We start from the raw sequence: 11,356 nt of genomic DNA, 5'->3' as shown, positions 1-11,356 counted from the left end.
CAACGTGCGCGGCAAAGGTTCCTTCTTCTATGACTTCTTCTGAGACTTCTACTTAGCTTTGGCGGATTCTCGTTTTGGCATTCCAACGGAGGGAACGGTCTTCTCGTGCTGGATGTTCCATGGCGGCTGAGTCCAGGCAGGAACAAAAGCCGGAAAGATGAAGTTAACGGCGCGAGGGCGACCGAATGCCAACTTACAGCATGATGCGGCACGCACGCGATCGGGCTTCCATTTCGCCACGCACCGTCCCGCCGGTCTGCCGAGTTCAACCGCAGGAGGAGGTAGGGATGAACATCTCCATGAAGGCGGAGGCGGATGCGATGTCGGCTGCCGTCGTGACCGCCCCGGGCACGGTTCGGATCGAGACGCTTCCATTGCCGCAGCCAGGCCCCGGGCAGGTCCGCGTCAGGCTGGAGGGCTGCGGCGTTTGCGCGTCCAACCTCGTACCCTGGTCCGGGCCCGAATGGATGCGCTTTCCCACCGAACCAGGTGCGCTCGGACACGAGGGATGGGGTGTGATCGATGCAATCGGCGAGGAGGTCGACGGCTTCAGGATCGGGGATCGGGTCGCCGCCCTCTCCTACCATGCCTATGCAACGCACGACATCGCCGAACAAACGGCGATCGCCCGCTTGCCCGTGGAACTTTCAAATGTCCCTTTTCCCGGTGAACCGCTCGGCTGCGCCTTCAACATCTTCCGCCGAAGCGGGATCGAACCGGGGGAGACGGTGGCGATCATCGGCATCGGCTTTCTCGGCATTCTCCTCACGGAGCTCGCAAGTGCGGCGGGCGCGCGGGTAATCGCCGTCTCCCGCCGGCCATTTTCGCTTGCTTCGGCCATGCGAGCCGGCGCCAGTGAGGCAATCCCCATGGACGATCACTGGCGGATCATCGAGAAGGTGAAGGACCTGACTGCGGGGCAGTTCTGCGACTGCGTCATCGAGGCGACGGGCAAGCAGTGGCCGCTCGATCTTGCCGGAGAACTGACGAAGGAACGCGGCCGCCTGATCGTGGCCGGATATCACCAGGACGGCCCACGCCAGGTGAATATGCAGCTCTGGAACTGGCGCGGCCTCGATGTGATCAACGCGCATGAGCGCGATCCGGCCGTCTATATGCGCGGCATATCCGAAGCGATCGAGGCGACCGCTGCCGGCCGTCTGTCGCCCTCGCCGCTCTTCACCCACCGTTTTCCGCTCCGGGATCTCGGCGCAGCACTGGACATGACCCGGGATCGTCCCGAAGGCTTCATCAAGGCGCTGGTGATCTGCGATGCGTGACGCGCTCCTTGAACGGACCCGTCCCCGCATCGGCTTCTTGGGCGTTGGTTGGATCGGGCTCGACCGTATGAGAGCGATCGTCGAATGCGGCGCCGCCGAGCCGGCCGCCATTGCCGATTCCTCCCCCGAAATGGTGGCGGCGGCGCGCGAACTGGCGCCGCAAGCGAAGATCGCAGCGACGCTCGAAGCACTGCTCGATCAGGAACTGGACGGCGTCGTGATCGCCACGCCGAGCGCCCTCCACGCCGCGCAATCGATCATGGCCCTTGAGCGGGGCCTCGCCGTTTTCTGTCAAAAGCCGCTCGGCCGTTCACACGACGAGTGTGACGCAGTCGTCGAGGCAGCGCGACGCAACGACCGGCTGCTTGGCGTCGACCTGTCCTATCGTCATACGGAAGGCATTCGACGCATTCGCGATCTGATCGTCGCGGGCGAACTCGGCACAATTTATGCCGTCGATCTCGTCTTCCACAATGCCTATGGTCCCGGCAAGCCCTGGTTCTACGACAAGGCGTTGTCGGGCGGAGGCTGTGTGATGGATCTCGGCGTGCACCTCGTGGACCTCGTTCTTTGGGTTCTCGGTTTCCCGAACGTCGTCCGCGTCGATAGCCGGTTATATTCGAAGGGATCGCCGATTTTTCAGGACTGCGATGAGGTCGAGGACTACGCCGTCGCAACGCTCGAACTCGGCAACGATGTCGTCGCCCGGATCGCTTGCTCGTGGCAATTGCATGCGGGCTGCGATGCCGTGATCGGCGCCGAATTCCATGGTACCCGAGGGGGAGCAGGCTTCCGTAACGTGAACGGCTCGTTCCTCGACTTCACGGCTGAACTTCACCGCGGAACGCAACGGCAGGTCCTGGCATCGCCACCGGATGCCTGGGGCGGGCGCGCAGCCGCCGCCTGGGCTGAGCGCCTCGCCGCAGGCGATGCATTCGACCCGGATTGCGAATGGTTTGCGACTGTCGCCGAAGTGCTCGACAGAATTTACGGACGATAGAGGCGCTCGGCCTTTGAGCTCAGGCCGCGACTTCCAGAGTACGCTGCCGCAGACAATTTACGTAACGTGAAGCGACCACCTCCAGCTGTAATGCTTCGTCCGCTGGCGCAAACTTCCTGGCAGTCGTCCAAAGACCGACCTGGAAAGCCAGGTAGCAGATCTCGAAGACCGCCTGCAGTTCCGCGTTCACGGCACGCAAGCACCCGTCGGAAACAGCCGCGCGCAGCTTTGCCGTTTCTTCCGGTGACAGATCGAACTCGATTGCCGCGCCCGCTATGTCCCATGCCACGTCCTGTGCGCCGACAAGGTCGTGGCCTTCGCTGTGGTCGAGCGCATCCGTCTTGAGGAAGCCGCGTTCCCCGGCAGAAAGCCATTCCCAGGCGTGCAGCCGATTGTCTGTATCGATCGGCACAGGGAGGTCGGCGTAGCGTAAAGCGTCGTCGATGCGCTCTCTCGCGGCCCGCCCCGCCGCCGCCCCCAGTGCTTCTTCCGTGTTCAGCACGGTCATCTCGCAGAGCTTGGAAAGCGAGGCGCCGCCGGTTTTCGGTGCCGGCAGGCGGCGGGCCCGGAACGCCAGGTACTCGCCGAGATGTCCGATGAAATCGGCGCGGTGCAGGTCTCGCGCAGGAAAATCTGCCGGCACCCATTTCTGAACCAGAAAGCCGTGGCAGAGCCCCGCAACCGGTGGCGTGAAACCAGCCGCCGCGAGCAGGCGCGCCTTGGCAAATTTGCGCTCGCCGATATTGCCAAGGCCGGCGAACTTGACGAGCCAGAGCCCGTTTTCCGTGTGCGCCAGGAATTTGCGCCGCTCGAACCTGCGATCCGCGGGAGGCCATGCCTGCCGATCACCGGCAGTGGCGCGCCGCCAGCCGCCGCAGGAAATGTCTTCGAGGGGCCGCTCCAGCGGGCCGACAAGGTCGCTTACCCAGGACGCCAGCCGGTGAGTGGGACGGCCGCCCCCAAGGAGGAGCTCGTCCATGTCGACGACGTGCCGCGGGCTGGCTTTCCAGCGAGCACGATGGCGGCGCGTGGCCTCGGGCCCAAGGCCTCCCTTGTGTCCTGGAAAGAAGTGAATGCGCCTCTCACGGCCGGCATGCTCCTCGAGCCAGTCGGCAACACTGCCGAACGAACTGCCGGAAAGGCCGGGGCCCTCGTCGACGATCGCGAATTCGGCGCCGGGGTCGCGTAGGAAGTAGTGGGTAAGCTTAGGCGCGATGACGATTCGCTTTCGATAAGGCGGCCCGACCGGGCGCACCGTCTCCGGTGGCGCAGCTCCAAATGCTGCGGAAACGACGGCCGAAAGAGTGGTGCCGATGGACCGGATGCCGATCACGACGTTGTTCGAACAAAGCTTCGAACGTCTCGCCGCCTCGATGTAGCTTTCCGGATAGAGACCATAAAAGGCAAAGCCCTCCCCTTCCCGTATCGATAGCGCCTCAGGTTTCCGAAGCTCCCGCAGAAGGGCAGACATGCGGGCGGGGTCGGCCGGATCCCAGGCGAAATCGTGAAGCCAGGATTGGACCACAAGGTCCGCGATCTGGATAAGCAGGCCTCCGGCCGCTTTCCGCACGGGCGAGACTTCGTCGGCGCCAATGCTCTTGAACTCGATATCCGACACTCCCTGTGCCAGTTCGCCGGCGTTCAGCAGGACGCCGACCAGACCCATGTGCCTTGCGATCCCTGGTGGCTGATGCTCAACCTTCGCCAGTCTTTCGGCAATTGCCTCGCAGAGAGCGTCAGCGCATTCCGAGCGCTGGGAGTCGCCGTACACCAGCATCTGATCGCCTTTCCCGTTCGCCTTCAACGCGTGGCCGGGGAATTCGATCCGCGCGGTGCGTGTCATTTCAAGGAACCATTCCAACGCGCGCGGGTTTGACAAGCATTGTAGATGCTATGCGGGAGTGCGGAGATGCGATCGAAATCCATTCGGATCGGCCTGGCGGGGGTGGGCAATTGTGCCTCGTCGCTGGTCCAGGGGCTCACCTTCTATCGTAATGCCAGAGAGTGCGAACCGGTTCCCGGGCTGATGCATGTCGCTCTCGGCGGCTATCATGTGAGCGACATCGAGATCGCCGCGGCATTCGACGTCGCCGCCTCGAAGGTGGGCCGGGATGTTGCCGATGCGATCTACGCCGAACCCAACAACACCTTTCGCTTCGCCGATGTCGCTCCGACGGGCGTGACCGTTCAGCGCGGCCGGACCCTAGACGGTATCGGCCGGTATCTCCGCGAGAATATCGAAGAAGCCGACCAGCCCGCAGTCGATGTCGCCGAAGTCCTGCGGCAAAGCGAAACGGATGTGCTCGTTAACTATCTGCCCGTCGGTTCGGAGGCGGCTACGCGCTGGTATGCGGAACAGGCGCTGGCCGCCGGTTGCGGTTTCATCAATTGCATCCCCGTCTTCATCGCGTCCGACGGCGCCTGGCAGAGACGCTTTGCCGAACGCGGTCTGCCGCTCATCGGCGACGATATCAAGAGCCAGGTCGGCGCCACTATCGTCCATCGCCTGCTCGCCAATCTCTTCCGCGACCGCGGAGTGCGGATCGACCGGACCTATCAGCTCAATTTCGGCGGCAATACCGACTTCCTCAACATGCTCGAGCGGGAGCGGCTGGAATCGAAGAAGATTTCGAAGACCCAATCGGTCCTTAGCCAATTGGATGTCCCGCTGGCTGCCGACGACATCCATGTCGGCCCGAGTGACCACGTCCCTTGGCTGGCCGACCGAAAATTCGCCTATATCCGCGTCGAGGGCACCACCTTCGGCAATGTCCCGCTCAATGTCGAGTTGAAGCTGGAAGTCTGGGATTCACCCAATTCCGCCGGCGTCGTCATCGATGCAGTGCGCTGCGCCAGGCTCGCGCTCGACCGCAAGATGGGTGGGCCGCTGATCGCCCCCTCAAGCTATTTCATGAAGTCCCCGCCGCGGCAGTTCACCGATTCAGAAGCACGCCGGCGCCTGGAGGAATTCATCGCCAGTGATGAAGAAGGACTTTTGGGAGCGGCTGAGTGACGACCACGTTCCTCCTGGTGCGCCACGCCGCACACGACCGGCTCGGTCAGTTCCTCGCCGGGCGAACGACCGACGTTTCCCTCGGCGAGGCCGGGAGAAAGCAGGCGGAGCGGCTCGCGGCGCAGCTCGCCAGGGAAGGAGTTGCCTCGATCTATACGAGCCCGCGCAAGCGGACCAACGAGACCGCCGGTGCCATTGCCGCAGCCGCCGGCCTTGGCGAGGTGACCAGGACGGAAGCGCTCGACGAGGTCGATTTTGGCGCCTGGTCCGGCAAGACCTTCGAGACGCTTCACACCGATCCGCTATGGCGGGAATGGAACTCTGTGAGAAGCCGCGTGCGGGCGCCCGGGGGCGAGACCATGCCCGAGGTGCAGCGGCGCGTGACGCAGTTCGTCGAGATCCTGGCAAAGGACCATGACGGCGGGAAAATCGCTCTTGTCAGCCACGCCGATGTCATCAAGGCGCTCGTCTGCCACGTGCTCGGCCTTTCGCTCGACGCCTGGCCGCGCTTCGAGATTGCGCCGGCCTTCGTTTCCGCCGTGGCGGAAAGCGGCGGCGAAATGAAGCTCCTGATGCTGAACCGAGAAGCGCCCGAGCATGATGAGACGGCCCATCTTCTGACAGCGCGGAGGTAATCATGATCGAAGCCGCCATGATCTGGAACGAACCGAACAACAAGTCGCATTGGGACCCGGACCTCGACCCGGACTGGAGCCGATTTGCCCATATGGCGAAACTGGCCGGAGATGCGATCCGCGATGTGAATCCGGGCCTCACGCGCGTGCTTGGCGGCATTTCGCCGATCGATCCGAATTTTATGGCGCTGATGAAATCCTATGGCGTGCTCGACCATGTCGATGCCGTCGCCGTACATGGCTTTCCTCTCGACTGGAATCTGTGGCAGATCGACGAATGGCCGCAGAAGATCGAAGAAATGCGGCGCGTCACCGATCTGCCTCTATGGGTGAGCGAGGTCGGCGTTTCGACCTTCGGAGCCGAGGAGGTGCAGGTCTGGGGATTGAAGAGGACGGTCGAATTGCTCAAGGGCAGAACAGATCGGATTCAGTGGTATAGCCTTTATGACCTGCCGAGCGCCTGGGGGGCGACCACCCGCCACAGGGAGGCGGAGGGTTCCTCCTACTACCGCCATTTCTACATGGGTCTCTTGCGCGAGGACGGCTCGCCGAAACCGGCCATCGAGGAATTCGCCAGGCACACACCCGAGATCGGACTGATGCAGTGGTTCCATTTCGAGGACCCGCGGCTGGTCGAGGCAGTCGCATGGATGAAGCGGCTTGGCGTCACCTATATGAGGACCGGCCTTTCCTGGGCCGATCGCTTCCGGCCTAACGCACTGGACTGGTTCGATCGCCAGATGGAGGCGCTGGAAGACTTCGACGTGACCGTCACCTTCTGCTTCACGCCGGCCCACAGGGGGCTCGCTGCCCATCACACCAGCACGCCGATCGTACCGGAAGAGTTCGCCGAATTCTGCGCCGAAATGACCGAACGCTATGCAACCACCTCCTCAACCCTGGATTTCGTCGATCAGTCGCCTTTCTCCCGGGGGACGATGCGGTCGACGAACCTTCCGACCCAGCCGCGCGAATAGGTGACGCCCTGATAGAACGCGAGCATCGCGGAGGCCCAGCGGAGATAGAGCGCGGGCAGATGCAAGGCGCGGGCGCACCAGAAGACATGATGGCTCTGGGCGCTGATCACGCTTCGCAGCCAATAGACCAGCATGCGCCGCAGCGGCAGGCCGGTGAACTTCGGTGGAACGCGCTTTGAAGGCCTGACGCCGCGCCGCGGCCAGCTTAGACGAAAGGCAAGGCCCTCGCGCCGCTGCCTGAATCCGGCTGCCTGGGTTCGCACCACAAAGGCACTGTCGACTTCCCGCAGTTCAAGCCGCCCTTCCTCTGCGGCTCGACCGATCAGCCGGTGAAGCTCCGGCGATCGGACAATGACGACATTGGTGCCGCGACCGTCCGACGCATAGGGCTCCACCCAGGCGTCGCCGAAGGAAATATCGGCCGTTTCGGCGACCACGTCATCGCAGAAATTGCAAGCGGAGTTCTGGAAGAAGCCGGCGCCCCAATCGCCATCGACAAGGTGCCACCAGTCCCGACTCCGGCTGCTGTCGTCCCGCATCTCAAGATGCGCGGTGTACCAGTTGGCCGGTCTGTTCTCATCCTTCAGCCGGTAATCGACACCGGTCACCGCGTCGATCCTCTCACCCATCTGCCAGGCGAAGCTCTCGACGAAACGGGCGCTTTTCATATGGCCGCAAAAGAGGCCAAGCATGAACGCGAGCCGCTCCTGTAGCACCGGATCCCGCCGCCTGAGTAGATGCACGGCCTTGACGAAGCAGGGAATGCCGACGACCGCATAGCGGCCGGGCTGCCGCCGGACTTCTTCGAGGATGCCGGATAGCTCGACCGGATGATATCGCGACTTGGCGCCGCTGCGGACGTCCTCCGCCTTTCGCGAGATTTGATAGCGGAAGAAGAGTTGATCGCCGGAAGATGGGACGACATGCGCGACGCCGTCGACCAGCCGCTTTTCCAGGAGCTCGACCGCCGTCCAGTTCGCCATCCCGCCGGAACTGCCTTCGGCGCGAAACCGCCCTTCGCGCACATGGCCGACATAGCAGGCCTCGAATCGTCCAATGCGCGGGTCGAGGTACTTGCTCGAGGCAAAACGCTTGGCAGCGATCGCATCTTCATTAGTGGAGCTGGGAGAGAAGGGGCAGATTTCCGCAAAGGCTGAGCTGTCGTTCCCTTCTCCGGAGGTAAGTGGCTTGAGCTGACCAAACCGGTCGATTTGCATTCTGGCAGTGCTTTCGCCGGCCTGCGCTACACAGGCGCCGCAGCCGATGCAGAGGCCGGCCCTGTTCATCTGCGCCGGCGTCAGCACGGCACGCCTGGCATGATCGGGGGTTCTTTCATTGGAGGACATCGGCCAAATACGTCCCGGATTGCAGGCGGAGTTTTGCGATCCGGGCTGCGATGCCCGGATCGAGCGGTTCCCCGAGTATGGCTTCATAGGTCGCTAGTGGTGTCTCTTCCGAGACGAGGTGATCTTCGGCACCGACCGTTCGCGTGAGATCGCCTATCTTGTTGGAGCGGTAATCCGACAGGGTACAGACGAAAGGCTTCGCATTGATCAGCGAGAACACGCAGCCGTGAAAGAAGTTCGTGGCGACTGCGGCGGAGCCGGCAATGAATCCGGCGAATTCGTACGGCCCTGCGTCGAGCCACTGTCGGTCGGTCCAATCGTTTCGGTAGCCGATACTGACGATATCGAGCGAACAGGATTCCGCCCATCGACGGATGCCGGCCTGGAACCAGTCCGGAAAGGAGTGGCCATACACGGCCAGGTAAGGGGGCATTGGTCCGTTCCCCTGGCTTCGCGCAGGCGATGCGGGAAACTGGAGGCAAGGATCGAGCACGAGCGTGGCGTGTCGCTTGAGATCCTTCGCGATGATCGCCCTCGAATTGGCGTCGCGTACGGAAATACCATCGAATTTCCGCAGTTTGTCCGCCCAGTAGGCTTCGATCCCCTGTGCTGCAGGCAAGTTCCCGAAGGTGGCCGCATAGGAGACGAGGCGGCGCGCCGGCACGCCTTCTCCGTAAAAGAGCGGACGGCCCCCATACCAGGGGTGGCTGAGATTCCAGACCTCGTCGCTCCCGACAAGCACAAGGCCGAAGGGTTCGATGCCAGCTGGACTGTCGATCTCGAACGCTCCGCTTAGCGGATAGGACGCGATGGCTTCCGCAAATTTTCTGACCTTCGAAGCATAGAGCGGAAAGTCCGCTCGTGCCGATCTGGCCGGCAGCAGCGGCTGAAAGGCGCAGCGCAATTCGGCGCGGCGGATGTGGGCGGAGCGATGGTCGAGTATCACCGGATCGGCTCCGAGCGACCGGAGACCGTCGACCAGACAGCGCGCCTGCCAGAATGATCCGTAGTTGATGCAACGATGGAAGGTGAGGATACCCACTTTCGGCAACGGCTTTGACCTTCTCGGTTGACGGTCGGCCGGCTCGAGCGAGATCGACGCTCGCTTCCGCTCAGTCGAAGATCGTCCCCTTGGCACCCTCGTACTCGCGCGCAAGTTTCTCGATGGCTTCGCGAGCCTCGTCGAAGCTCCAACCTGCCCCTTGAGCTTCGTGGGCGAGGGTCAGCAACTCACCGGTCATCTCTCCGCCCATGGCGGCGACGACGCTGTCCTGAGAGCTTGCCGCCAGATCCGCGACGGCGGGCCGCAGCGCGGCGAGGCAGTCCGCCTGTCGACCGGGATAACCGGAAGTATGCCTGGGCGCAGAAATGGTATGTGACTCCACCATTGTTTACCCTCCATCGCCGACGATCTCGTGAACGAGAGGAGTAATGGCGGGCTCAAGCGATTGTTCCGTCGACCCGACGGGGCGGGACAAGATGGGGTGGTTGCCGTCCTCCCCTAACGGCATCGCAATGTGCCCCAAGCATAAAACCCGCCCGGCCAATGACTCCTGTTTGATGAAGAGCAGGAGTATGTGAGATGGGCAATTCCAGGACAGACCTGACCCCAGATAGCCGCAACAGCACCGCGGAGCACTCGCTCGTACGTGGTTTGGACGAAGATTGTCGGCAGCCTACGAATTCGCCAACTTCTTCGCTGAGGAAGACCGGCGAGACGGGACGCGGGACCTTCAAGCTGATCGAGAGCGACCGTTGCGCACGGGCTTCGGCGAGGACCTCTGCCGGAAAATTTTTGGCAGCCCTTCTCCATCAACCCCTCGACCGCCCGTCTAAATCGCGGCAATTCCTGCGTCGTTGCTGGCGACCCTACGCAGCGGTAATTTTAGCATTACCGTGACAAGGCGTCCGGGAGTGGGCCAGGAGCGATGTGGGAGCATCGCGGATGGTGGTGAACATGGCGTCAGCGAATGGCGGCACGAGTGAGCGGACGACCACGCCGGTCCTGGCCGAAGAGGCCCATGCCTCGGCCATTCATGCGGATGTGGTCGCATTGCTGCCCGATCCGGCGAGCGCCCGCGCCTGTCTGGACGTTGCCGAAGACGCGGCACGCGCCATCGGTGGCCGCATGGCCGCCGCCCATGTCGGAGCCGATCCTGAAGCGATGATCGCCGCGCCGGAGGAGATCGACCTGCAGATGCTGCGCGACCTCGAGGAAGGGTCCCCGCGCGAGCGTCTCAAGCACGTCGAGCAATCGTTCGAGGAATGGAAACGGGCCAGAACAGATCGCGAAGAGATCCTGCTGGACGACTGCCGCGGCGATCTCGTTCGCTGTGTGACGAGCCTATGCCACGACACAGCGCTGGTCGTCGCCCCGGCCCATGGAAACATGGACGCGCGCGACGCTTTCCATGACGTTCTTTTCAACGAAGGCAAGCTGGTGCTCGTGCCGGCGGCGGCCGGATACTCCGGCCATCTCCTGAGACATGTCGTGATCGGCTGGAAGCCGCATGCCCGCGCGCGCGATGCCGTCGTGGCGGCAAGGCCTTGGCTGGCAGCGGCCGCGCGCGTCACGGTCCTCTGCGTCAACGACAAACCCGACGGCAGCTACCAGCACACGGCAAGTGAACTTCTCGCCCAGCTTGGCCTCAAGGGCGGCGTCGTGGCGATGAGTTCGGAAAACCGCTCTGTCGGGGAAGCCATCCTCGACTTCGCCGGTTCAGCCAACGCGACCTGCCTGCTGATCGGGGCATTCAAGCATGAATACTTTCTCGAACTGCTTCTCGGCCACGTCACCCGTTACCTGCTGTCGTATGCGGCGATTCCCTTGATGATGAAGCATTAAGCGGGTTCCGGAAAAGTGTCACATGCCTTGAACTGCGCCTGGGCGATCACCTGTGCGCAGCGCTGCTGCTCTTCGCGCTCCTCCTCCACCACCTCGTCGATCGTGCTAGGCGCGCCCGTCAGTTCCTCGACCGAGATCATGTGCAGCTTCGCCCGCAGGCGATGCGCGAGCTTGATCGCTACGTCGAGGGCCTTTGCAGCACCTTCCGAGCCATCGTTGGCGATCAGGATTTTGTCGGACATCTCACCCCCCTCCTCCGC

General features: G+C 62.9%; 11 protein-coding genes. 6 read left to right on the top strand and 5 right to left on the bottom strand.

The window, feature by feature from the left end; all coding sequences use genetic code 11:
• Positions 1 to 287 precede the first annotated feature (287 nt).
• Together AC4P1R_RS18485 and AC4P1R_RS18480 are read left to right on the top strand one after the other, a co-directional pair.
• Positions 288 to 1,280 (top strand): MDR/zinc-dependent alcohol dehydrogenase-like family protein, encoded by a 993-nt coding sequence (locus AC4P1R_RS18485; protein WP_069457533.1) that lies wholly within the window; start codon positions 288 to 290, stop codon positions 1,278 to 1,280.
• Positions 1,273 to 2,280 (top strand): Gfo/Idh/MocA family protein, encoded by a 1,008-nt coding sequence (locus tag AC4P1R_RS18480; RefSeq protein WP_492178443.1) that lies wholly within the window; start codon positions 1,273 to 1,275, stop codon positions 2,278 to 2,280. Before AC4P1R_RS18485 ends, AC4P1R_RS18480 begins: the two co-directional genes overlap by 8 nt.
• A 19-nt stretch (positions 2,281 to 2,299) precedes the next feature.
• Here AC4P1R_RS18480 and AC4P1R_RS18475 read toward each other — a convergent pair whose 3' ends face one another.
• On the bottom strand, positions 2,300 to 4,123 hold the full coding sequence (locus AC4P1R_RS18475; protein ID WP_492178442.1) for a hypothetical protein: 1,824 nt from the start codon (positions 4,121 to 4,123) through the stop codon (positions 2,300 to 2,302).
• Between the two features lie 66 nt (positions 4,124 to 4,189).
• Between AC4P1R_RS18475 and AC4P1R_RS18470 the strand changes: the two genes are divergently transcribed.
• The 3 genes from AC4P1R_RS18470 to AC4P1R_RS18460 are packed head-to-tail and all read left to right on the top strand — an operon-like array spanning position 4,190 to position 6,905.
• Positions 4,190 to 5,293: an inositol-3-phosphate synthase gene (locus AC4P1R_RS18470; RefSeq protein ID WP_492178441.1), complete on the top strand. Its 1,104-nt coding sequence runs from the start codon at positions 4,190 to 4,192 to the stop codon at positions 5,291 to 5,293.
• Positions 5,290 to 5,928 (top strand): histidine phosphatase family protein, encoded by a 639-nt coding sequence (locus AC4P1R_RS18465; RefSeq protein WP_492178439.1) that lies wholly within the window; start codon positions 5,290 to 5,292, stop codon positions 5,926 to 5,928. The genes AC4P1R_RS18470 and AC4P1R_RS18465 overlap by 4 nt, the downstream gene beginning before the upstream one ends.
• A gap of 2 nt (positions 5,929 to 5,930) precedes the next feature.
• Positions 5,931 to 6,905, top strand: a complete 975-nt coding sequence (locus tag AC4P1R_RS18460; protein WP_492178437.1) for a glycoside hydrolase 5 family protein — start codon at positions 5,931 to 5,933, stop codon at positions 6,903 to 6,905.
• Here the strand turns inward: AC4P1R_RS18460 and AC4P1R_RS18455 are convergent.
• From AC4P1R_RS18455 to AC4P1R_RS18445, 3 genes are all read right to left on the bottom strand, one after another.
• Entirely contained in the window at positions 6,842 to 8,251 is a 1,410-nt protein-coding gene (locus AC4P1R_RS18455; RefSeq protein ID WP_492178436.1) for a Coenzyme F420 hydrogenase/dehydrogenase, beta subunit C-terminal domain, read from the bottom strand. The two genes, AC4P1R_RS18460 and AC4P1R_RS18455, sit on opposite strands and share 64 nt — an antisense overlap.
• Complete coding sequence (locus tag AC4P1R_RS18450) at positions 8,238 to 9,302, bottom strand: polysaccharide pyruvyl transferase family protein (protein WP_273363155.1); 1,065 nt, start codon at positions 9,300 to 9,302, stop codon at positions 8,238 to 8,240. The genes AC4P1R_RS18455 and AC4P1R_RS18450 overlap by 14 nt, the downstream gene beginning before the upstream one ends.
• Before the next feature lie 61 nt (positions 9,303 to 9,363).
• A complete protein-coding gene (locus AC4P1R_RS18445) occupies positions 9,364 to 9,639 on the bottom strand; it encodes a hypothetical protein (RefSeq protein WP_069457528.1) in 276 nt (91 codons plus the stop codon).
• 563 nt (positions 9,640 to 10,202) lie between these two features.
• Between AC4P1R_RS18445 and AC4P1R_RS18440 the strand changes: the two genes are divergently transcribed.
• Positions 10,203 to 11,096 carry a universal stress protein gene (locus AC4P1R_RS18440; protein ID WP_492178791.1) on the top strand — a complete coding sequence of 298 codons (894 nt, stop codon included), beginning with the start codon at positions 10,203 to 10,205 and terminating at the stop codon, positions 11,094 to 11,096.
• On the opposite strand, the gene AC4P1R_RS18435 is transcribed toward AC4P1R_RS18440, so the two are convergent.
• Positions 11,093 to 11,338 carry a universal stress protein gene (locus AC4P1R_RS18435; RefSeq protein WP_069457527.1) on the bottom strand — a complete coding sequence of 82 codons (246 nt, stop codon included), beginning with the start codon at positions 11,336 to 11,338 and terminating at the stop codon, positions 11,093 to 11,095. The two genes, AC4P1R_RS18440 and AC4P1R_RS18435, sit on opposite strands and share 4 nt — an antisense overlap.
• Between the last annotated feature and the right edge of the window lie 18 nt (positions 11,339 to 11,356).

Source organism: Sinorhizobium sp. Y406 (assembly GCF_058732025.1).
Note: the sequence above shows the minus strand (reverse complement) of the source record. Positions and strands in the feature narration are given on the sequence as shown.

What these genes read in the sequence shown, in the direction of transcription:
- AC4P1R_RS18470 (WP_492178441.1), top strand. Translation starts at nt 4,190, where the DNA reads ATGCGATCGAAATCCATTCGGATCGGCCTGGCGGGGGTGGGCAATTGT.
- AC4P1R_RS18445 (WP_069457528.1), bottom strand. Translation starts at nt 9,639, where the DNA reads ATGGTGGAGTCACATACCATTTCTGCGCCCAGGCATACTTCCGGTTAT.
- AC4P1R_RS18475 (WP_492178442.1), bottom strand. Translation starts at nt 4,123, where the DNA reads ATGACACGCACCGCGCGGATCGAATTCCCCGGCCACGCGTTGAAGGCG.
- AC4P1R_RS18435 (WP_069457527.1), bottom strand. Translation starts at nt 11,338, where the DNA reads ATGTCCGACAAAATCCTGATCGCCAACGATGGCTCGGAAGGTGCTGCA.
- AC4P1R_RS18460 (WP_492178437.1), top strand. Translation starts at nt 5,931, where the DNA reads ATGATCGAAGCCGCCATGATCTGGAACGAACCGAACAACAAGTCGCAT.
- AC4P1R_RS18480 (WP_492178443.1), top strand. Translation starts at nt 1,273, where the DNA reads ATGCGTGACGCGCTCCTTGAACGGACCCGTCCCCGCATCGGCTTCTTG.
- AC4P1R_RS18485 (WP_069457533.1), top strand. Translation starts at nt 288, where the DNA reads ATGAACATCTCCATGAAGGCGGAGGCGGATGCGATGTCGGCTGCCGTC.
- AC4P1R_RS18455 (WP_492178436.1), bottom strand. Translation starts at nt 8,251, where the DNA reads ATGTCCTCCAATGAAAGAACCCCCGATCATGCCAGGCGTGCCGTGCTG.